At 40.1% G+C, this 22,586-nt stretch carries 15 protein-coding genes; 7 read left to right on the top strand and 8 right to left on the bottom strand.

The window, feature by feature from the left end; all coding sequences use genetic code 11:
• Positions 1 to 41: 41 nt before the first annotated feature.
• The 6 genes from ACNOGP_RS11965 (at position 42) to ACNOGP_RS11940 (ending at position 9,285) form a co-directional block, all read left to right on the top strand.
• Entirely contained in the window at positions 42 to 557 is a 516-nt protein-coding gene (locus ACNOGP_RS11965; protein WP_418212887.1) for a hypothetical protein, read from the top strand.
• A 455-nt stretch (positions 558 to 1,012) separates the two neighbouring features.
• Positions 1,013 to 3,754: a leucine-rich repeat protein gene (locus ACNOGP_RS11960; RefSeq protein WP_418212886.1), complete on the top strand. Its 2,742-nt coding sequence runs from the start codon at positions 1,013 to 1,015 to the stop codon at positions 3,752 to 3,754.
• A 436-nt stretch (positions 3,755 to 4,190) separates the two neighbouring features.
• The gene (locus tag ACNOGP_RS11955) at positions 4,191 to 5,486 is read left to right on the top strand and encodes a hypothetical protein (protein WP_418212885.1); all 1,296 of its coding nucleotides are present in this window, start codon (positions 4,191 to 4,193) and stop codon (positions 5,484 to 5,486) included.
• Positions 5,487 to 5,497: 11 nt separating this feature from the next.
• A complete protein-coding gene (locus tag ACNOGP_RS11950) occupies positions 5,498 to 6,169 on the top strand; it encodes a hypothetical protein (protein ID WP_418212884.1) in 672 nt (223 codons plus the stop codon).
• 862 nt (positions 6,170 to 7,031) lie between these two features.
• The gene (locus tag ACNOGP_RS11945; RefSeq protein ID WP_272720473.1) at positions 7,032 to 8,036 is read left to right on the top strand and encodes an AI-2E family transporter; all 1,005 of its coding nucleotides are present in this window, start codon (positions 7,032 to 7,034) and stop codon (positions 8,034 to 8,036) included.
• A 76-nt stretch (positions 8,037 to 8,112) separates the two neighbouring features.
• Positions 8,113 to 9,285 (top strand): glycosyltransferase, encoded by a 1,173-nt coding sequence (locus ACNOGP_RS11940; protein WP_418212883.1) that lies wholly within the window; start codon positions 8,113 to 8,115, stop codon positions 9,283 to 9,285.
• 1 nt (position 9,286) lies between these two features.
• On the opposite strand, the gene ACNOGP_RS11935 is transcribed toward ACNOGP_RS11940, so the two are convergent.
• Together ACNOGP_RS11935 and ACNOGP_RS11930 are read right to left on the bottom strand one after the other, a co-directional pair.
• The gene (locus ACNOGP_RS11935; protein WP_418212882.1) at positions 9,287 to 10,531 is read right to left on the bottom strand and encodes an ABC transporter permease; all 1,245 of its coding nucleotides are present in this window, start codon (positions 10,529 to 10,531) and stop codon (positions 9,287 to 9,289) included.
• 6 nt (positions 10,532 to 10,537) lie between these two features.
• A complete protein-coding gene (locus ACNOGP_RS11930) occupies positions 10,538 to 11,737 on the bottom strand; it encodes a pyridoxal phosphate-dependent aminotransferase (RefSeq protein WP_007757808.1) in 1,200 nt (399 codons plus the stop codon).
• 180 nt (positions 11,738 to 11,917) lie between these two features.
• Between ACNOGP_RS11930 and ACNOGP_RS11925 the strand changes: the two genes are divergently transcribed.
• Positions 11,918 to 13,153, top strand: coding sequence for a fucose isomerase (locus ACNOGP_RS11925; RefSeq protein ID WP_418212881.1), 1,236 nt, complete (start codon positions 11,918 to 11,920; stop codon positions 13,151 to 13,153).
• Positions 13,154 to 13,240: 87 nt separating this feature from the next.
• Here ACNOGP_RS11925 and ACNOGP_RS11920 read toward each other — a convergent pair whose 3' ends face one another.
• Genes ACNOGP_RS11920 through ACNOGP_RS11895 form a run of 6 tightly spaced genes read right to left on the bottom strand, consistent with a single transcriptional unit; the run spans position 13,241 to position 22,568 of the window.
• Positions 13,241 to 14,881, bottom strand: coding sequence for a DUF4955 domain-containing protein (locus ACNOGP_RS11920; RefSeq protein WP_287668934.1), 1,641 nt, complete (start codon positions 14,879 to 14,881; stop codon positions 13,241 to 13,243).
• Positions 14,882 to 14,892: 11 nt separating this feature from the next.
• Entirely contained in the window at positions 14,893 to 16,773 is a 1,881-nt protein-coding gene (locus ACNOGP_RS11915) for an alpha-L-fucosidase (protein ID WP_418212880.1), read from the bottom strand.
• A gap of 27 nt (positions 16,774 to 16,800) precedes the next feature.
• On the bottom strand, positions 16,801 to 17,622 hold the full coding sequence (locus ACNOGP_RS11910; protein WP_287668928.1) for a fimbrillin family protein: 822 nt from the start codon (positions 17,620 to 17,622) through the stop codon (positions 16,801 to 16,803).
• A gap of 22 nt (positions 17,623 to 17,644) precedes the next feature.
• Positions 17,645 to 19,147, bottom strand: a complete 1,503-nt coding sequence (locus ACNOGP_RS11905) for a fimbrillin family protein (RefSeq protein ID WP_418212879.1) — start codon at positions 19,145 to 19,147, stop codon at positions 17,645 to 17,647.
• 26 nt (positions 19,148 to 19,173) lie between these two features.
• Complete coding sequence (locus ACNOGP_RS11900; protein ID WP_418212878.1) at positions 19,174 to 21,618, bottom strand: polysaccharide lyase family 8 super-sandwich domain-containing protein; 2,445 nt, start codon at positions 21,616 to 21,618, stop codon at positions 19,174 to 19,176.
• Positions 21,615 to 22,568 (bottom strand): DUF5017 domain-containing protein, encoded by a 954-nt coding sequence (locus ACNOGP_RS11895; protein WP_272720482.1) that lies wholly within the window; start codon positions 22,566 to 22,568, stop codon positions 21,615 to 21,617. The genes ACNOGP_RS11900 and ACNOGP_RS11895 overlap by 4 nt, the downstream gene beginning before the upstream one ends.
• Positions 22,569 to 22,586: the final 18 nt, after the last annotated feature.

The raw sequence follows: 22,586 nt of genomic DNA, 5'->3' as shown, positions 1-22,586 counted from the left end.
CGCTCTCTATTAGGAACGTAGAAGCCCAAACAGATTATAAAATGAAAACACTAAGATTTATTGGTATGGCGGTAGTAGCCATTATTATGAGTTTGAACTTTGCAGCTTGTGGTGATGATGAGGAGGAAATAGATGTAAACCAATTAGAGGGAACTTGGGGGTTAGTTCGCAGTGAAGGCTGGGAACTTTGCAGTGAAGAAACTGAAAAAGATGAATGGAACGAGTCTTCTGACCCTTTTAATCCAGATAGAGATTGTGCGAAGATAGTTATCAAGAAACTAACAGATAATAATTATTCTGTGATGGGATTTTACTATTCAGGTTCACAGTGGAATAAGGATAGAAGTAGCCAAAATGTGACCTTGAATGGTCATACATTAGTTGTAGAAAATAGTGATGGTTACTTTGATTCTTATGCAAATCCTGTAATTGAGATATTGACATCAGACAAATTAGTACTTCGTTATAAATATGACAATGTACAAACAGACCCAGAACGTGAACCAGACCACCGCCATAGTGGAAACTTTACAGAAACATTTACTAGAATGGAATAAGCACTATTATTAATCAATAAAGGTAGCATTTGAAGTAAAATTCATCTGCTACCTTTAATTCTACAGGACTATTTTTTTGTAAAGCACATATTATCAACAATTACAGAAAGTTAGTGTAGATTTATGATTGTCTGACCTTTAGATACAAAAGTAAGGATTTTATACTTGTATTGATATTTAGCCTAAATTGAGGTTAGTTAAGAATAAGTGTAATCTATATAGTAATATAAATAAAATTCTCTATCTTTGTTACGTCAATTAAATATCTGTACGACAATACTATAATGAAAGTGTTTAGTATCTTCCTGTTAGAAGGTTTCAATGCGGTTCCAACAAAAACAGGGATATGGTTTGGAATCTGTACAAGAACTGATGGAAAGGCTAATTACTCCACACTTTCTTTTTGAATATGTTACAGCCGCTATGGGGTGAGGTGGCAATATTATTTATTAATTATGATGAAGAGATTAGCATTCTTTCTCTTGATTGTTGCAACTTTCGCTACTACATTTTACAGTTGCAAGACAAACACTGATGATTTATGGGACAGCATCCACCAACTGGATGGAAGGGTTACTTCATTGGAAGATTTATGTAAACAGATGAATGGCAATATCAGTTCATTACAAAAACTGGTACAGGCATTGCAGGACAACAACAGCATTACCAAAGTCACCCCAATAAAGGAAGGAGAGAAAGTAACAGGCTATACAATCTCATTTCTCAAAGGCGAGCCTATCACCATCTATCATGGTGAAAAAGGTGATAAGGGGGAACAAGGGGATAAAGGCAATGATGGTACTACCCCTGTTATTACCGTAGACCAAGACGGTGAAACATATTATTGGAAGGTGAATGGGGAGTGGTTGACTGATAAGAAAGGAAATAAGATACCCACAACTGGAGAGGACGGGCAAGACGCTGTAAGTCCACAACTTGAAATCAGAAACGGAAGATGGTTTCTGTTTAACGGGGAGACATGGACTGACATGGGACAGGCAACTGGAGATGCGGGAAAAGATGGTGACAGTTTCTTTGAGAGCGTGGAAGAGAAAGAAGGGTATGTGGAGTTTACCCTTCCAAGTGGTACTGTACTGACAATCCCTAAGAATACCCTGTCAATAGTAAACGGCATTAAGTCCGTATCATACATCCCCCGTTATGATGATGGCAAGGCAACTGTTGTTGGCACTTCAAAAGCGGACAGTTACATAGAACTGGACTTTGAAATCTCCCCAAAAGAAAGTACGGATTTATTGGTGGAATATGATGGTGTGGTATCAGTACAAGGAGTATATACCAGTATTAGGACTAGAGCCATTGACTTTATACAGTTCCCTGTATTGGCTGTCAGTGCAGAAAATGGCATATTGAGTTTGAAGGTTTCAGGTGAGAATCTGGATGATATTTTCTTTGCAGGTACACAGGGAGTTCAGGTTGCATTGAAGCTGGAAGATAGTGAATCGACTTATATTTCTGATTATATAGGTGTAGTTCCTTCGCTTCCTGTTTATACTTTTACTGCTACATATAAAACTACCTCATCCAATCAGACCATCAAAATAGCAAATGATATTGACGCATATCCAATAGCGGGTGCAGGCAATCGTTTGATTGGTATTGATTATGGGGATGGTACTAGTGGAGTTTCCAGTACACATACTTATGCTACACAAGGTGAACATACGGTTACGTTTTCTTTTGTAAATGAGGTGACAGAGATTGGAGCACGTGCATTTAAAGAATGTAGCCAGTTGACTGATATTGCGTATCCTGAGAATGTTACAAAAATTAGCGACCAAGCTTTCTATGGAACTGGGCTAATCAATATTATAATACCCAATACTGTAACATACATAGGAAGACGTTCATTTGGAGAATGCACAAAAAGTGAATTTATAAATATTCCTAACAGTGTCCAAACTTTATCTCGTAGAGCTTTTGATTGGAAAACAACAGGAGAATTGTATATTGATTGTGACATTCCTTCTTCAGAATACTATGAGGAAGGCTCTGTTTTTTATTATAGTAATATCTCTAAAATTACAATAGGTAAAAATGTAAAATCAATAGGTTTTTGTGCTTTTGGGACTTGTAATCAAGTTCGAACTGTTGAATATGAAGAAGGTAATCTATTGGAGAGTATTGGATATGGAGCATTTATGTGCCCTTTAGTGGAAGAAATGCCAATACCTCGTTCTGTCAAAACCATAGGGGAATATGCTTTTAGTGTTTGCTCCAATTTGAAGACATTTAAAATGGTCGGTTCTGGTAATGGAAATTATATTGTTAGAGAAAATGGGGTATTATATGATGAAACGAATAATGCACTTGTTCGTTATCCACCTAAAAGCGAAGCTGAAACTTACGAGATTGTAATGTATAGAGATTCCATAGCTCCTCTAGCTTTTAGGGATTGTCATAATCTTAAAACAGTAAGGTTTCCAACACGATACTTAAATAATAAAATGCGTTTAGGAGATAATTATATCTTTCTGAATTGTAAAAATCTAACAACTGTAGAGAACTTCTCTTTAACAGGAATAACTGTTTTAAATGGAGTGTTTTATGAATGTGAGAGTTTGACCTATATCCAATTACCTGAAACATTGGAAACAATAGGAGACGATGCATTTGCAGGATACCCCCTAGCGGGAGAACTTATCATTCCTAGTAGTGTTGTTAATATAGGTGCAAGAGCTTTTGAGGGATGTACAAACTTAACTGGTAATTTATTAATTCCTGATAATGTAGTCAATATAGGTGAAGGTGCATTTAAAGGATGTACAGGCTTTGATGGTAATTTACAATTTGGGAAAAATTTAGAAACAATTGATACTGACGCTTTCAGAGGATGTGCAAATTTCAAAGGTAATATTGTAATACCTGATGCAGTAAAAACAATTGGAAATACAGCATTTAAAGGTTGTGAGAATTTATTAACCAACAATAGGGAGTTAGTACTTGGTAAAAATTTGAAATTTATCGGATATGGTGCTTTTAGTACCTCAAATGAAGAGAATGACAATGCTCAGGTTTTCTTTAATAAAATATATTGTACCCCTATAGTACCGCCTATTATTGATAATAGTTCTCTAGGTTGTAGGGAACTAATTGTTCCTAGAGGATATTTAGATATATATAAGAAAAGTGATTGGGCAATTTATGTATCAGGATATCTTACGGAATCCTATTAAAATTTATCCTCAAAAGATAGGTTGAAGGCAGCATTTGAAGTAACATTCACTTGCTGCCTTTTAGTTTCCATTCCAATTAATCTAACTCTCTTTTCGTTCTTAACTAGTACTCCTATCTTTAATAAGAGATAGGATAGAATTTCTCTCCTGTAGGATTATTGGATATTTCTTTCTTGTGAAACGGAAATATATCCGCAATGTTATGTGATAGTCTTAGCTTTGCAAATTTTATTTTATGTTAAAATTACAATTTTAATGTATTTAATCTTTAAATAAAACAATTAAGTATTTATTTATGTTGACATTTTATTAAATTTACGATAATTTTATGATTGAAATAAAATTAATCATTTAAAGATTGAATAGATATAGCAGCTTGACAAAGGGGTTACTTAAACTTCTAAAGAATTGATATTATTTCATTATACATATTATTATGGAAAACATTTATTGGAAAAAGACAGTCGGAACACTGATAGGTGCTATTTGGCTTTACACGTTGGCAGACCTAGCTGCCAGTATCACCGGAGCGGTGAATGAACTTCTTAATCCTTCTGGAGTAATGGGTATGCTCAAAGACCTTATGGAGAGTGGAAACGGTGCCCCTACATTGAGTATAGGAGACATTATCGAAAGCATGTTCTCGCTATTGGTGATTGTGGGCTATTATTTATTTTTCCGTTCGTTGACACGCTTTGCCCGTCTGCAATCTAACCAACAAGACGGTGAACACGTATCGACCGTCCGTACAGCTTATATTCTGTTGCTGGTTGCTCTCATTGTAGATTTCGTTCCCATGATAGGATGGCTGTCAAGTTTTGTGCTAATGGTAATTGCATACGTCAAGATGCTTTCTGGCTATCGTGGTTTGAAGAAATCAATTACTTTTCCATACGAAGCTCGACAAGGTGCGTCGGCTCTTTATTCTTGTACAATCTGGACGTTGGTGGGGTACGTATTGGGGTGCATTCCTCTATTTGGCGGTATCATTGAAGGAATCATTACGTTAGTTGTATTTTTCATGGTACTTTCCGCATGGGGACGTATCAAGAACGGTGTTCCTAATATGACACCAGAAGAGGAAGAGGTTTATAAATGTAACGAAATTCCTGCTCATAAACAGATATTGGGAGATGCGTTGGTTATTTATTTCTTCATTCTAGTAGCTAGTTCTGTACTAAATATATTATGTCAAGGAATCAACTTTGGAACTTCTCTTTGGGTATATATAGGATATCGACTTTTCTGGACGCTTGCTATTGTTGTAGTATATGTATGGTTACTATGTTCTCCAAAAGCCTGTCTGAATCTTGGAGCGAAAATGGGACTTGGCGTCTTATTGATAGGAAGAATGTTGGATGTTTTAAATATATTTATTGGAAGTCGAATGATTGCTGATATTTCACTTTTGGAGATAACAAGTAGCGCAGGAGTTGTTTGTTTGGTTGTCGGAATGTTATTGTTTATCTGGAGCACTTCCGCAAGCTTGTCGCTTAAAATCGTCATTTCTTGCTATATACTTTTGAATCAAACGCTTTGGAACCTCTTCTACCCAATGCAAATACGTGCAATACCGAATGATGCCCCTGATTTTCGTGAGGTTATAAGTAGACTGAATGCGAACTATACATATATTTCTTTAGGAATTATCTTGCTAACTCTTATTCTAGTTTATTACTTTGTCTCCCAATGGAGAAAACAGCCAACAACTATTGACGTAGTAAGCATTTAAATATAATCAATATGAAGAATTTATTTTTAATCAGCGTTGCAACAATGGTGTTAGTTGCCTGTAACGGTAATAAAGCCAAGTCTACCTATTCCGAAACATCTTCGGATTCAGTATCGGTTGTAGAAAATGCGGTACAGCCAAACAATGCCAAAACTTTTGTCTTGACCGAAGCCGGAGTAAGTAGTTTGAAAATGATGAAGCCTTTCAAAGATATGTCGGAAAGTGATGAAGGGTTGTATAATAAAGTAAAGAAAGAATCCTATGTAGATGAATCAAGCGGAATGACTGTGTACGATTATACCCTCTACTGGGATGAAGAGAAGATTGCAAGTTTCTCTTTAAATGGTGCAAAAGCTCCTATCGTGATGTTACACATATATTCACCTAGAATATCAATGACAAACGGTGCTCGGACAGGAATGTTCATGCGGGATTTTGTGAAATTGGAGGGAGCGAAAGCAGAAGGCGGAGAAGCAATGGACTGGAATTATGGAGTTTCTATTTCAATTGGCAAAATCCACGCATTTGGTTGGTGGATGGGTGAAGGTGGGGATATTCTAACTGAACAAGGCAAAAGCAAAGCTGGTTCGGCAAGTTTGGGTGAATCTGCTAAGCTAATCCCCGAAGATATTCTGCCTGACGTAACCGTGACTGACTTATGTGTTTATCGCAAAGATGAGTAAGAAAATCCTGATGTAATTCTTATCTTCCTATTCATTCTGATAATTAAGTAAGAGATACAACTATTAATTATTAAAGGCAGCATTTGAGTTTCACTTGCTGCCTTTAATTTACTTCCTTCTCTTCTTTACCAATTTGCATTTATTCTTCTTAGATGAATTTGAGAATAGTTGTTCTAACATCTCCCTTGTCACAGGTCTGTATATAATATCTGTATATGTGGTCTCTCTAATCTCTTGTGGTAAATAAGGAATCACGGTACTCTTCTTTGGTGTTACTTGCATATTTGTGTGAAAATAGATAGGTTGTTAATTGATTTATCTACAGCAAAGTTACTGATAAGAATCAGGTAAAGCTAATGCAAAACATACATTCTGAATTATTGAGGTATATGTTCATCTTGAAAGAAAAGGATAAGGTGGCAGATGGCAACAGAATGGAATTATTGCTTCTATAAGAAGAACAATGAATGAGGATGTTGACATACTACCCTCAACTGAAAGGAGGTTGGGAAGTGTCCAAGTGATTTCTTATTTAATTTTACTTAGTGAATAGACTAAAAAGTTTATCTTTGTAGCGGTTGAAATGAGATATTTAGCACAATATTTAATAACCAACTCTCTAATAAGTTGATAATCAGACGGGATAATAAAGATACGGACTTTCTGCATATCTCCAAATTTTCCGGAAAAAGCAACGTGTCTTATAACATGGTTTAATAGAAATAGTAGATTCGTTAACATTTAACATAAATCTATCGGATATTAACGAATGCCCGATAGCGTGACTCAGATATATAGCATAGGGCAGCAAACCTTTCCGGGATTTTTTGTGTTTATTATATAAACGAATTACTTACACAATATGAATCTCAAAGAACAATACTGGAAATATTCCCTCATTGTCATCATTCTGTTTATGGGAGTTATCATCTTCCGGCAAATCACTCCTTTTTTGGGAGGGTTGCTGGGAGCATTTACCATTTACATATTAGTACGCACGCAGATGCATCATCTGACGGAAAAGAAGAAAATGAAACGCAGTATCAGCGCATTACTGATCACGGCAGAAACCATTTTTGTATTCCTTGTGCCTCTCGGACTGACCATCTGGATGATAGTAAACAAACTTCAAGACATCAATCTGGCTCCGCAGACATTCGTAGAGCCCATCCAGCAAGTAGCAGGATTTATCAAAGAAAAGACAGGATACGATGTATTAGGGAAAGATACGTTGTCGTTCATAGTCTCCATCCTTCCACGAATCGGACAACTGATTATGTCAAGTATCAGCAGTCTCGCCGTCAATCTGTTCGTCATGATATTTGTTCTTTACTTCATGCTGATAGGAGGTAAAAAGATGGAAGCATATATCAATGATATTCTCCCGTTCAATGAAACGAACACGCGGGAAGTTATTCATGAAATCAACATGATCGTGCGCTCCAATGCGATCGGTATTCCACTGCTGGCCATTATTCAGGGAGGCATTGCCATGATAGGCTATCTCATTTTCGGAGCCCCCAGCGTCTTACTGCTAGGTTTCCTCACCTGCTTCGCTACCATCATCCCGATGGTAGGCACCGCATTAGTGTGGTTTCCCGTCTCCGCTTATCTGGCTATCAGCGGAGACTGGTTTCATGCAATCGGACTTTTCGCCTACGGAGCCATTGTCGTATCGCAGTCCGACAACCTGATTCGCTTCATTCTTCAAAAGAAGATGGCGGATACACATCCGTTGATTACAATCTTCGGAGTTGTGATCGGTCTGCCGTTATTCGGATTTATGGGAATCATCTTCGGTCCGTTATTACTCTCGTTATTTTTTCTGTTCGTCAATATGTTCAAGAAAGAATACCTGGATTCATAAAATAACCTACCTTCCGGATGACGAAACTACCGAAAATTTGCGTACTTTTGCAGTCGTAAAACGACACTAAAATTCAATGGAAGCATTTACATTCAATACTGCCGAGCTGATATTATTGTCAGCGGCAGGAGTTCTCTTTATCATCCAAGTTATTTATTATCTCGGTTTATACAACCGGATACATTCGCATAACAAAGCTGTACGCAAGGAAGAAACTCATTTCACGCGGGAATTGCCGCCCCTTTCCGTCATTCTTTGCGCACGCAACGAAGCCGACAATCTGCGTAAAGTCCTTCCTGCCATTCTGGAACAGGACTATCCCCAGTTCGAAGTCATTGTAATCAATGACGCTTCCACCGACGAGACAGAGGATGTATTGGGATTCATGGAGGAAAAATACCCTCATCTTTACCATAGTTTTACTCCCGACAGCGCACGTTATATCAGTCATAAGAAATTAGCGCTGACATTAGGTATCAAAGCCAGCAAATATGATTGGCTCGTATTCACGGAAACAAACTGTATACCGGCAAGCAAGGATTGGTTAAAGCTGATGGCACGCAATTTTACATCACAGACACAAGTTGTGTTAGGATATAGCGAGTATGACCGGACAAAAGGATGGTTGCACAAACGTGTCGCTTTCGACACACTCTTCCAGTCATTGCGTTACTTAGGTCTTGCCCTGGCCGGAAAGCCATATATGGGCATCGGACGTAATCTTGCCTACCGGAAAGAATTATTCTTCAAGCAAAAAGGATTTTCAAGCTACCTGAACCTTCAACGCGGAGAAGATGACCTGTTCATCAATCAAATAGCCAACAGCAGTAACACCCGTGTAGAAACGGATTTCAACGCAACCATGCGGATACAGCCTGTCTACCGTTACAAAGACTGGAAAGAAGAAAAGGTCAGTTATATGGCCACCGCACGCTTTTATCATGGGGCACAACGCTACCTATTAGGCTTTGAAACCCTATCACGCCTGTTATTTTACGCCACTTGCATTGCAGGTATCGTATTAGGCATTCTCGATTTCCACTGGTTAGTAGCAGGTATCGCATTATTACTATGGCTGATTCGCTACACGGTGCAAGCCATTGTCATTAACCAAACAGCCAAAGATATGGGCGGCAACCGGAAATATTATTTCTCATTGCCAGTATTCGATATCCTGCAACCGTTGCAGTCGTTGAAGTTCAAGCTCTGTCGTCTATTGCGGGGTAAAGGAGATTTCATGAGAAGATAAACTACTCATATCTCATAGAGTTGGCAGGGTTGATCTTGGTTATCAGATATGAAGGACCTATCAGCATCAGGACAGCAGCCAGCAGTGTGCCGATATTAATCAGCAGGAAAAGGATAATATTGAAAGATACCGGAACCGTATCTACGTAATAAGTCTCCGGATCGAGTTTGAAAATGCCGAACCGGGACTGAAGAATGCAGAATGCCAGACCGATAACATTCCCCCAAAGCATACCTTTGCCTATCAGGAAAACAGCAAACCAAAGGAAAGTTTTGCGGATTGTAAAATTAGTGGCACCCAAAGCTTTTAGGATACCAATCATATTCGTACGTTCGATAATGATAATCAGCAAACCGGAAATCATGGTAAAACCGGCAACACCTATCATCAGAAACAAAATCACCCACACATTCAGATCCAACAAGTCAAGCCATGCAAATATCTGTGGATTCAACTGTTCGATACTGCGCACATAATACGTACCTCCATATTCGTCTTTCCGGTTATCGGTATCGATTGCGATTTCATACGTCGTATCTTCCAGCTTATCATAGTCTTTCAGCTGAAGCTCCACCCCTGTCACCTGCTCCGGCTGCCAACCGTTCAACCGATTCACCAGACTGAGGTCGGTCAATAAAAAAAGATTATCGTATTCGGAGAAATTTGTCTGATAAATTCCGGCAATAGTCAACCTGCGCGCACGGACATCATCCTGAATATAATAGGTATATATCTTATCCCCCAACTTCAACTTCATCTTTGTAGCCAAAGACTTGGAGATAAGTACCCGGTTGCTGGAAACCGAATCACTGAAAACAGGAATCTCTCCTTCCACCAGATATTCTTGCAGAAAACGGGGGTCAAACTCCGGACCTACCCCTTTCAGTACCATTCCTTGAAAGGCATCGTCCGTCTTTATCATACCCGGTTTGGTAGAAAAACGCTGTACATGGCTTATCTCCGGATAACCGGCAAGCGCCGACATCATACTATCTCCCACTACAATCGGATGGGTTTCGTAAGAACTGACCGCATCCAGATTAGTTATCTGGATATGCGATCCGAATCCAATGACTTTATTTCTCACTTCACTTTTAAAGCCGATAACGACCGCCACTGCTATAATCATAACAGCCAGTCCGATAGCAATACCCGCCATTGCGATGAGCACTGCAGGACGTGACACCTGTTTTCCGCCATCGCTTTCGCGGTAGATGCGCTGAGCTATGAAAAGTGATAAGGACATAGACTTTTATTCCGTTCTTCCCGGATACGCTTCCAAAGCCTTCTGGAGAACAAAAAGCGCACGGGTTAAATCTTCTTTCTTTAATACATATGCAATACGCACTTCATTGATACCCGAACCCGGAGTTGTGTAGAAACCGGAAGCGGGAGCCATGAATACCGTCTGACCTTCGTATTCGAAATCGGAAAGGCACCATGCACAGAATTTGTCGGAATCATCCACCGGAAGTTTTGCCACTGTATAGAAAGCCCCCATCGGGATGGGCGAATAAACACCCGGAATACGGTTCAACCCGTCAATCAGGCATTTACGACGTTCCACATACTCGTCATACGTCTCGCGTGAGTATTCTTCGGGAGCATCCAAAGAAGCCTCAGCGGCAATCTGACCAATCAACGGAGGACTCAGACGAGCCTGACAGAACTTCATGACAGCATCACGTATCTCTTTATTTTTGGTAATCAGCGCACCGATACGGATACCGCATTCCGAATAACGCTTTGATACGGAGTCAATCAGTACCACATTATTCTCGATACCTTCCAGATGGCAAGCGGAGATATAAGGAGAACCGGTGTATATGAATTCGCGATATACCTCATCGGAGAAAAGGAATAAGTCATATTTCTTCACCAAATCACGAATCTGATTCATCTCACGACGTGTATAGAGATATCCAGTCGGGTTGTTCGGATTACAAATCAGGATTGCTTTCGTACGTTCATTTATCAACTCTTCGAACTTCTCGACTTTGGGAAGTGAGAAACCTTCTTCGATGGTTGTGGCAATCGTACGAATCTTCGCGCCTGCAGAAATAGCAAACGCCATATAGTTAGCATATGCCGGCTCCGGAACGATAATCTCATCACCCGGATTCAGACAGGAAAGGAAAGAGAAAAGCACCGCTTCCGAACCTCCTGAGGTAATGATTATATCGTCTGCTGTAAGATTGATATTGAACTTGGCATAATATCCCACTAGTTTCTCGCGATAACTACGATAACCTGCACTAGGACTATACTCCAGCACTTTACGGTCAATATTGCGTATCGCATCAATCGCGGCCTGAGGAGTGGGCAGGTCAGGCTGTCCAATATTCAGGTGAAACACATGGACTCCCCGTTGCTTGGCAGCGTCTGCCAAAGGAGCCAGTTTTCTGATAGGAGATGCAGGCATCTCGTTTCCGCGAATGGATATGGTTGGCATAATTTTAACTACAAATTACTAATTACTATTTACTTTTTCTACTTGAAGTTGCAAATGTACGCAATAATTTGAATACAGAGACATAAAAACTTTAAAAACCTTAGCAAGGTTAAAATCGTTATGGGATTTTGAAAAGAAAGCTATACATTTGTCACACAGAAAACTTAAAACAATACCATAATGACCATACACCTTATCTCATTCGCGTCACTGCTTCATAAACAAGTCTCATTGCGTAGTTCACACGAAGCGATTTTGAGTGAACTTGAAAAATACTACACTGTAAAATTCATCGATTATCAAGATATGAATAAACTGAACAGTGATGATTTCAAGATTATTTTTATCGCTACCGGCGGAGTGGAACGGCTGGTCATCCAACACTTCGAAAGCCTTCCCCGCCCCGCTATTTTACTGGCAGACGGTATGCAGAACTCGCTGGCTGCGGCTTTGGAAATCTCCACATGGTTACGGGGACGCGGCATGAAAAGTGAAATCCTGCACGGGGAATTACCGGTCATCATCCAGCGTATCCATACACTTTACAATAATTTCCAGGCACAACGTTCTTTATTCGGCAAGCGTATCGGAGTCATCGGAACTCCTTCTTCATGGCTGGTTGCCAGCAATGTTGACTATCTTTTGGCAAAACGTCGCTGGGGTATTGAATATATGGATATTCCATTGGAACGGATTTATGAACATTTCCAACAAATAACGGATGATGAAGTAGGCGCCTCCTGTGCCGCAGTCGCTTCACAGGCGCTTGCCTGTCGTGAAGGCACTCCCGAAGATTTAATCAAAGCGATGCGATTATACCGGGCCATCAAGAAGGTATGCGAGGAGGAACGGTTGGAAGCATTGACTTTAAGTTGCTTCAAACTGATTGAACAAATCGACACTACCGGCTGCCTGGCATTATCCTTACTTAATGATGATGGAATCATGGCGGGTTGCGAAGGCGACTTGCAGTCTATCTTCACCTTGCTGGCTGTTAAAGCGCTCACCAAAAAGGACGGATTCATGGCAAATCCCTCTATGATCAATTCACGCACCAACGAACTTATTTTAGCTCATTGCACCATCGGTCTCAAACAGGCGGAAAGATATATCATCCGCAACCATTTTGAAACAGAAAAGGGGATCGCCATTCAGGGGTTGCTTCCCACCGGAGACGTGACTATCGTCAAATGCGGTGGCGAATGCCTCGACGAATATTATCTGTCTACGGGAACGTTATCCGAAAATACAAATTATATCAATATGTGCCGCACACAGGTACGCATACGGATGAATACTCCTGCCGAGTATTTCTTAAAAAATCCGTTGGGAAATCATCATATTCTCATTCATGGGAACTTTGAGGATACATTGAATGAGTTCTTTCAGGCAAATGCTTGCAAGAGGACGGAATAAAGGCATTTATAAAAAACGACGGACTACATAGTCCGTCGCATTTAAAGAGACTTAGCAAGGTTATATCTAATCTTAAATATAAAACTTTCATTTCAAATAACTGATATCAGGCAAATATCCTAGTCTACGTTGTAATTGCGCTTCGTAAAGAGACCACGGAGTTACAGCTTTTCCATGATCTTGATCTATTTTAACCTGAGAAGCAACAAACTGTACATCCGCCCCATGAAAACCTACAATCGTAGGCGGAAGAAATTTCCAATCACGTTCTTCATTCCACCACTTCCATTCAACAGCCTCTCCCGGAAGTACATAAGTAGCTTTAAAGTTCCAAAGAGTAAGATCATCCAAATGGTTGGGTAACTGATCGGTAGCCCCTCCCTGATGAAATTGTATGAATCCTCCCGAACAACCGTCAATCAAGGTAGCACGTGGCTGCGTGGCATGAGATTCGAAATTAGTATCCCTTCCCCAAACGCAATTCTTGATAACCGTACCTAAGGAATGCTTACTGACCCCGACTGCGTGCCATTGTCCGGCATCCTTCATTGTAGAAGATTCTCCCTCATCCACCACATCCGCTATTAACACACGGGAAGATCCTGACGTATGCACAGCGCAATGTCCACGATTCCCCCCTATGCGAATATCATAGGCAGATACATTGGCACATTCCGTAAATGTTACAGCTTCACTCACACTATAAAAATCGACTCTACGTACCCATGAATTAGCTATACGATGAAAGTTTATCGGTTTATAGGCAGAATTTATAGCCCACTGGTCATGAATGAATTCTTTAGGAGCATTTCCATAAAAACTCATATCTTCTATACCAATATTTTCATAATAGTTATAACGGCAAAGTTTCCATTTCCACTTTTTCTCCACTCCGTATAAGAGTGGTTCAAAGAAAGTGACCTTATTCCCCCGAACAGACTTTACCTGATGAATATCATACACTTGCACCCCCTTATTTCTAAGTTGTGTCATTTGCGCAGATACCGCATACGGTTTTAACTCCTGTGCTATCAGTTCCGGTGAGTTATCTTCCAATTTCAAACATACCCAATCACCGGCAGAAAGTCCACTGGCAGAAGCCACTTCTATCGAGAAACTTCCTTTAACCGCATCCCCGACGATGTCAGACAATTCCGGAGTAAACCCACTCCAATGTTTAAATTCAATCATTGGTCCCGCATAGTCCAGTCCCTCCAAAGGCTGATAAGGTGCTTTCATCACGATAGAGGTTTTAGCCCTTCCGGCTCCTTTCAGAACCAGATTTCCAGCCCTGATTTGCATTGTTTCCGACTTTCCGTCAACTTTATCATTTTCATCATACAAAACAAACTCACCTTCCGGAAAATAAATAATCGCCCTGGCATTCGGATTATGATTAATTCCAATTTCCTCCAATACTCTCATAAAAGCCGCCCGATCCGATTTGCCATCATCGGGAACAGCCCCATATTTCGTTATATCATATTTTTTATAACCTAGAGTCCAAATATCCGGCGGAGCCATTTCTCCACGTTTGTATCCGGCGTATGAAAAATCCAATAACACATTCCGCTCACTTCGAGATACAAAATCCTGCCAAGCCTGGCAAGTACTTTCTTCCTCTTGCTCTTTCTTCGGTTCTTGTGTCTCTTCACTATATTCGTCGGACGATTGGCAAGATATCATTCCCCCCATCAATAAAAAGAAGAGCAAATATTTTACATTCATAGGGCCATCATTTATTTAGAGTTAACAGGAACCAATATCAAGGAACGCAAACGGAAAAGTTCATCTCCTTTGATATCACCAGCCTTTACACGAATATCCAAATCTCCGGCAGGTAATGTAATTTGTCCGATATGTTCACGAATAAAGTCTCCCTGCGAAACAACATGAGTCATTTTCTGATTTGCAAAATGTATTTCATATTCTCCGGCTCCTCCTAAAGTTTCTTTTTTTAATTCCTTACCGGCATCACCCTCTATCAGTTCACTCTTTTTACGTTCAGGAGCAGCATAACGCACATACACATCATAAACGGTTTCTTTCGCTAAACGAGCTTTCCAAAGCACGGCGTCTTTGAGTTCTCTCCAGTTCTGCACATAAGAGAAACGCTCCGCCTCACTGCCATACCGTAGCCCTCCTTCCAACTGTGCATCGAACGTGCGCAATGTTTCAGTCATATCTCCGTTCAATAAACGACGATCATCCACCATCGGCTCTCCGTCACAGACTACTGCAATGACCGTATCTATACTATCCGGACATTCACGAGGAACTGCCAAACACACATCTTTTCCTTTACTCTCCCACGAAAGTTCTTTTGAAGGATCCGACAGCAACCAAGCCTTTTTCACCGGATTTTTCAATCCGCCGACTAACAACCGGCCCTCATGCGGCCATTGAAAGATATGCAAATAAAGCGTGTCACCTTTACAAGTCGACTCTCCCCAAGATTGTACCGTCAACGGTGTCCGTTGTGTTCCCCGAATTGACTCTTCGCCATTAATTTTCCACCACCGGGCAATTCCTTGCAAAATTCGTCTGTCCGGCACATCGATACCACCATTCCCTTTAGGTCCCACATTCATTAGAATATTTCCGCCACGAGCTGCTGCTTTTACCAATAAACGTACGAAGTGAGCATCGGATTTATAGACTGTATCGTTAGCATTATAGGCAAATGAATTATTCGTGGTAGGGATTCCTTCCCAATAACGAGGCATTACATGAAACTCAGCCGGTCTGTCGGAAGTACTCGCATAATCCGCACAAGCCTCAACAGCCCTTCCATTAATCACCACATTAGGAGCTAACCGACGTACAGCCGCAACAATACGCAAGTTTTCCTCTTCCGGTAATTTATGCGGAGTATCAAACCAGATCAAATCCGGGCGGTATTTCCTAATAAGTTCCTCCAACTGAGGTATTGCTTTACCACACACATATTTTCGGGCATGCTCTTTCAGAAATAGAGAATCTTTTTTCCACCAGTCTCTGCCATTCAATAACAGATCCCCACCGGGATTCCTATAATCCCAATCATTACCCGGTGCATCTTTTTCTCCCCAATCAAAGGCCTGAGAATAATACAAACCAAACTTTAATCCTACTTTCCGGCACTCTTTTTCCAATTCACGTATTGGATCTCTGCCAAACGGAGTCGCCTTGACTATATTATAATCACTTACCTGCGAATCATACATGGCAAAACCATCATGATGTTTGGCTGTGATCACCAAATACCCCATTCCTGCATCCTTTGCCAACTTTACCCATTCTTTCGCACTAAATTGCTGTGGATTAAAAGTACCCACCACTTTTTCCCGATATTCCGCAATCGGTATTTTTGCCATACGCTGAATATGTTCGCCATATCCTTGATAGCGTATGCCATTCCAAGTACCACTCAGAGAAGAATAAACACCCCAATGAATAAACATCCCAAAACGCACTTCATCAAACCATTTCATTCTTTGATCCAACTCTTCCTTTTGGGGAATCAACGACTCCAAAGTGGGAACAGGATAACATTTCTGTGCCACAAGGGTAGATGGAAAAGAGAACAGTAAGCTACCTGCACACAAAAAGGCAGCTATACTGTTCATTATCGATTTCATAGACAACATAGACTAGAATCTTTGATTTTACAATGATGAGCCCGTACAATCAATAGAGAAAGCTGATATTTTATTCTCTACCAATTCCATACTTTCAGTTGTCTTATACCAATAAATTGCTCCATCCTCTGCCGTAATCCTAAAGACCTTCCCTTTACTCATACTTTGCGCCGGCACTACTACACGGAACACATTTCCTTCAACAGGTTGCATGGTAATATATTCCGCTGCCTCAGAAGCCTTTACTATAGCCGTTTGTTCGGTCAAATTCACTGTAGCTGTTCTTTTTGCACAAATATCTACATTTTTAATAACTTCTCCTTCCGGCAAAATCACTTCAGCTTCTACCAATGCTAATTTATGCACAAATGATAAAGTTATCGATTCATCGTCTACACTGGCAATTTCGTTCTTTGCCAATAAAAGATCGCTTTGGTTATAGCCATCTTTCGATTGGTCTTGAGATACGGAAAAATCAAAACTTGTTCCTTCCAAATCAGCATTATATGGGTAATAAGCATAAAAATTCAACTCACTGCCATCAATCGGAAAAGTGATAGAATATTCAGCAACCCATTTTCCATTATCTGCAGTATAATGATAATCAAGATTATCATGTAAGACTTCTGTAGCCCCACGCTTCAATCCATAGATTCCAACATGATCACTATCCTCAAAAGATGTTTTCTTATCTATTGTTACCGTACGGGTTTGAGAAATACCCAAATCAAATATAATTTCTTTTTCCGACTGAGAGAACGCTTCATCCATGTTATTCTCCTGACTACAAGAAGCGAATAAAGCAGTGAACACCATGGCTGCTCCCATTAATATATATTGTTTTTTCATATTGGCATTGTTTTAATTATGGTTAGTTTTTCTTTTTAAGCACAACATCATCCAGATAGAATTCAATGCCCCCACCTGTCGGGAAAAAGGCAATGAAGAAATCAGCTAGAGCCTTCGAAGTTGATTCATAAATATGTTCCTCCGTATAGGAATAAGGGTCTTTTAATAATTTAGAAAAATCAAAATCTAATGAATAAGCCTCATAAGTATCAGAAAGGATAAACTCAACATATCCAGCATAAGGTTTAGCTCCTGGAATTTTCTCGTTTGCCATAAAAACATTAGTAGCACGTCCTCCAGTCGTAGCATCGTCAGTCTTAATATAACATTTCATTTTCTTTCCTTTTGTACCTTTTGCATTAAATTGCAATGAATATACCTGCGGTTTAGCATCTTTCATACGATGAGCTATTACTTGCCCATACCAACTTCCCGCACCATCACCAAAACTTCCGTGAATCACGTTCCGTCCTTTTTCATTATCCAGCTCTACTCCTACAGTAACAGTTCCTTTCGTCTGAAAACACCAAGTTCCTTCTTCTTCTTTTATCGGATTAGCAACCGCTTTCCAATTCCCTACCGGCAATTCTTCAATAGAATTTTGTATCCAATTTTCAGCCGCACTTCCTTCATTCGTACTTCCCGATTCCCAATCTTCTATCGGTTCACTTTCCGTCTTCACTTCTATTTTATCCAAATCAACCCTCACCGTACAAATATACCGCATTCCCTGTTCTAATAAGTCTGTACCTTCCGATAGATTCCAGTTAAACGTACGGTTCATATTAGGCAATTTAATTTCCGCTTCATATCCTTCGGTAGAAGCAGCAGGAAGCACTTGTGCAGACGCTCCATTCTCATCCGTCAAAGTCACAAACTCTATCGTCTTCACTTCTGTTGCCGGTTCAAATGTCCCGGACAACAGATTGAATTCCGCTTTCGTTTTCATCCCTGATACCTTAATGACAGATTCAGTCAAATACTCATCTTTTACCCCATCTCCAGCTTTTAATTGAAACACAATCTGAGATAAAACGGGGCGAAGCTGTAACGTTGTCTTTTTGTTATCCTTACTTAATCCTTTACCATTACCTGCATAAAGAAAACTGAAATTGGAACTTGTCTTCTGGTTAGCAACATTCATCGGATAAAGATTATCCGTTAAATTGTCTTTACGTGGATAATAAGCAATAATATCCACTTTACTGCCATCTTCCGGATAATATATCACATCCTCCATAACAGCCGGAGTGAAATATCCTTCCGGCATTACTGTTGTCTGATATTTCACATTACAATAGGGTTCAATACACTCTACCGTATTCTCTTTCAACATATAAATGCCGACCGTTTTTCCCGATTTCCACTGTTCTCCGGCATCCTCCGGATTGAAAGTATATGCTTTTCCCATTAATACTATCGGTGTTTGTGATACTTGTTCGTCTCCTGAATTATCATCGCTACAGGCACCGAGTACAAATGCCATTGTTGATAGCATTACGGCATTAAACAAATAGTTTTTCATATTGTATCTCATTTATTTTCGTTAATTTATAAATTCACAGTCACTGTCTTCCCACAGAAAGCCCTTTGAGGCATTTGTATCGGAATACGTTTACCATTGTAAGTCACTATTATTTCTTTCAAATCCGGATTCATTGTAGCGTCAGTTACGGAAATCCGTCCCCCTACCCCATCCTTCTCAATCAATACCGTACATGGGGCAGACACCATAAGTTCCACATCATTTACTTTCAAAGTTGCCCCTGCCTGATAAAAAACAGTTCCTAGCGTATTACCGTCTTTAGTTCCGGCAGCCTGAACCAATGTATCATTGCGAAGAACCTCAAATGGTAATTCCGTAGCAGGCACTCCATCACCTGCATAGACTACATAACCATAAGTATCATCAACCGGAGTTTGGGAATGATCTACCCATAAATGAAGAATATTCACTTCTTCCGGCAAATCCTTTTTATTACTGTTCGAGCGATTACGTTTCACCCATTCCGTCTTTTTTGTCTCATACATAAAAGAGGCATTCTTGGTATACTCCGGCAACACCGTATAAGCAAACTTACCTTGCTGCATTACCCATACCGGCTTGCCTCCGACAAAAAACGACCATTTCCCCTTACCTACCGGAATCTGCTTTCCGTTTTGCATAGCCACTACCTGGCTCTCATGCAAAGTCTGATCAATTGTAGTACGAATATTTCCTTCCAATTGAGGATGTTGATTAGTGATACCGGCTCCCAGTGCCAACATATAATCACCAAACATGAAATATGATTTATAAGCTTTCACACCATAAAGAACCTCATTCTTCGCAGAACTTCCCTTATCATTGACTCCTTCTTTTTCTGCAGCATTCATCTTTTCAAAAAGATACCCCGCCACAGCATTCACACCACCACTAGTAGCCGCCCCGGCAAAGTTATGCTTGCTACAATATCCACGCCAGTTAGTTGTCGGCACAAGTTTGTCCATACCTTCACGAGCTGTGACTCCGGGAGTTGCCGTCACATCCCATGCCCCTATAACCGTTGTATATTCATTTCCTTTCCTCTGAAATAGAGTCATACCATCCGTCGGATAAAAATTATATTCATCAGCGAAGTTGATTGCACTCTCCAAACCGTCACAACGGACAGAAGCCATATTCACCAGAATATGATAGCGTTCGTTCTTCTTTATCAACTTGTCATTATTAAAAAACCAACGGGTACCATTATACAATCCATCTGCATATCCATTCATTTTCAATTGATGTTTTTCCGCATCCTTTTGAAAATTTCTCAGTTCCTCACGTTGCTTACTGTCAAAGGAATCAAGCCAATCCTTCAATAACTTACGGACCATCAATAAAGTACGTATATCTTTGCCCGCCGGATTATATTGTGCCGTAGCACGATCCAAATAAGGTAATGTATAGCCTTTATAGTAGAACCAACTGCTTCCACGAAAGAAATTAAATAAGGTCTCCACATTCTGTTTACTCAACTTACGCTCCCACGGAGTATTTTTCAACGCTGTGAGCACGTCAAGCGCATAAATATTTCCATCAATCGGATACCCCCAAACGAGACACTGCATACCATGTCCCCATCCGGCACCATCCGCCGTACAACCTTCAGTCCAAAATGCATCCTTATATGTATTCTGAGATGTGTAGTCGATTCCTCTCTGTGCCACCTCACCCAAAACATCAATCATCGGAATAGATTTATACATTACTGCAACAGGAAGCAAAGAACGATAAGCCAGCGCATTTCCACCTACCCACCACACATGATTACGGAAACGATTGATACTAACCACATTCTTATCCGTCTCATCATCTCGTAACGGCTGTGTCCATGCTTGTAGTCCTAATACTTTCAACATATCACAGGCCGCTATCAACTCTGTGTCCTTACTTTTTCCTTTTTCCACAGCCTCCATTTGCTTAAAGAAACAGAAATAAGTATTTACAGCGGCAGTAGGAATGGCAAAACAAGACGCATGGAAACGATGTACGCGGTTACTTCGGCTCACTTCCAAATTCCCATAATACAATATGGCTTTCTGACATTTTTTGAAAACTTCTTTATCCAAAGAAACTCCCATACGGTCTGCACGGAATTCTTCTGCAATTTTCCATATACGATTGAATGCTTCCGTAAGAAAAAGGCCTATCTTTTCCTGGTTTTTACTCTCCATGATCCCCTTTTCCGTTTCCGCCAAATCTGTAAATATCCCGGTATCCTCCCATTTATTCAGAATTTCAGAAACCAACAGGTTCTTGGGCAATGAATAAGCCCGGTATCCATGTCCGGAATAATATTCACGATATTCCTTTATGGCCTTTTCTTTCTTGCTGTCTTTAATCTGCTGTCCTTCCTCATAATAACGATGATAATTGTCGAATGCCCAAATTCTTTCGGCATTCTGCGCGGAAGCAGACAATGCAATCCAAAAAGACACGATGACATATAAACATCTCTTTTTCATCATTCCACTCTTTCCTTTACTGTTATTTTCATCTCTTTTACAGCACTCTCAGAATTCCACATATTCGTGTTCGAAGCCACAAACGTAACCGTATACTCACCCGGAGACTTATATGTATAACTATAAGAAGGCGATTTCATATCCAAAGCTTTAATCGGTTCGCCTTGGTCGGGAGCAACTGATGCCGCATCCATCTGCTGACTAATAGCCCACACGTCAATCTCTTCATTTTGCGTTTCTTTGGGTTGGAACAATAGCTTTGAGTCATCCGCACCATAATTCTTCTGTGTCTTCCCCTTCAAATAAACATAATTGAAACCAAACTCTTTAGAAGGATTCGTCATTGTAATAATGCTACCTTCCACTTCCTTTACCAAAGTCAGAGGCTGAACATCTATACGGGGCTGGTCTTTATTCAGTTCAGGAGCTTCCGGAGTTTCATAACGGAATGCCAGAAAAAACTTTTTATCTTTATAAGTAGAAAAATCAGCCTCATCCGAAACGGTTTCAGCACGTACATTGCTGCCGGTACATGTAGGCACTTTCAACTGTCCTTCTTCCGTACCAGACAATTCTACCCAAGTAGCTTTATTAATTCCATCGGCTGTATAAGCTCCATTAAAATTCTCAGAAATATAAATATGTATACTAGCCCTGTTTTGATATGGAGGCTCGGTATATTGCTGTTTAATGGTATAAGACAGTTTCATAGATTCCACTTCCACCTTCAAACGATCTTTATTGGCATATTTTTTCCCATCTTCACCCGAATAGAAAACAATATAATCCGGATTTCCACTAAAATCAAAGACTACCTCATCTCCAACATATACTTCCTGTGCATTATTACGAAGATTCACATCAAAATCAATATCATCCACCTTATCGGGATCACAGGAGACGAACAGTCCCCCTGCCATTAATAACAACGAATATAAAAATCTCTTATTCATAGTTTCATTCTGTTACAA

Source organism: Bacteroides difficilis (assembly GCF_048319815.1).
Taxonomy (GTDB): Bacteria; Bacteroidota; Bacteroidia; order Bacteroidales; family Bacteroidaceae; genus Bacteroides; species Bacteroides zhangwenhongii.
This window is presented reverse-complemented; position numbering and strand designations above follow the sequence as displayed.

Excerpts from the sequence above, each read along its gene's own strand:
- ACNOGP_RS11895 (WP_272720482.1), bottom strand. The coding sequence starts at position 22,568 with ATGAATAAGAGATTTTTATATTCGTTGTTATTAATGGCAGGGGGACTG.
- ACNOGP_RS11945 (WP_272720473.1), top strand. The coding sequence starts at position 7,032 with ATGAATCTCAAAGAACAATACTGGAAATATTCCCTCATTGTCATCATT.
- ACNOGP_RS11900 (WP_418212878.1), bottom strand. The coding sequence starts at position 21,618 with ATGATGAAAAAGAGATGTTTATATGTCATCGTGTCTTTTTGGATTGCA.
- ACNOGP_RS11925 (WP_418212881.1), top strand. The coding sequence starts at position 11,918 with ATGACCATACACCTTATCTCATTCGCGTCACTGCTTCATAAACAAGTC.
- ACNOGP_RS11910 (WP_287668928.1), bottom strand. The coding sequence starts at position 17,622 with ATGAAAAAACAATATATATTAATGGGAGCAGCCATGGTGTTCACTGCT.
- ACNOGP_RS11965 (WP_418212887.1), top strand. The coding sequence starts at position 42 with ATGAAAACACTAAGATTTATTGGTATGGCGGTAGTAGCCATTATTATG.
- ACNOGP_RS11960 (WP_418212886.1), top strand. The coding sequence starts at position 1,013 with ATGATGAAGAGATTAGCATTCTTTCTCTTGATTGTTGCAACTTTCGCT.
- ACNOGP_RS11915 (WP_418212880.1), bottom strand. The coding sequence starts at position 16,773 with ATGAAATCGATAATGAACAGTATAGCTGCCTTTTTGTGTGCAGGTAGC.
- ACNOGP_RS11905 (WP_418212879.1), bottom strand. The coding sequence starts at position 19,147 with ATGAAAAACTATTTGTTTAATGCCGTAATGCTATCAACAATGGCATTT.
- ACNOGP_RS11930 (WP_007757808.1), bottom strand. The coding sequence starts at position 11,737 with ATGCCAACCATATCCATTCGCGGAAACGAGATGCCTGCATCTCCTATC.
- ACNOGP_RS11950 (WP_418212884.1), top strand. The coding sequence starts at position 5,498 with ATGAAGAATTTATTTTTAATCAGCGTTGCAACAATGGTGTTAGTTGCC.
- ACNOGP_RS11935 (WP_418212882.1), bottom strand. The coding sequence starts at position 10,531 with ATGTCCTTATCACTTTTCATAGCTCAGCGCATCTACCGCGAAAGCGAT.
- ACNOGP_RS11920 (WP_287668934.1), bottom strand. The coding sequence starts at position 14,881 with ATGAATGTAAAATATTTGCTCTTCTTTTTATTGATGGGGGGAATGATA.
- ACNOGP_RS11940 (WP_418212883.1), top strand. The coding sequence starts at position 8,113 with ATGGAAGCATTTACATTCAATACTGCCGAGCTGATATTATTGTCAGCG.
- ACNOGP_RS11955 (WP_418212885.1), top strand. The coding sequence starts at position 4,191 with ATGGAAAACATTTATTGGAAAAAGACAGTCGGAACACTGATAGGTGCT.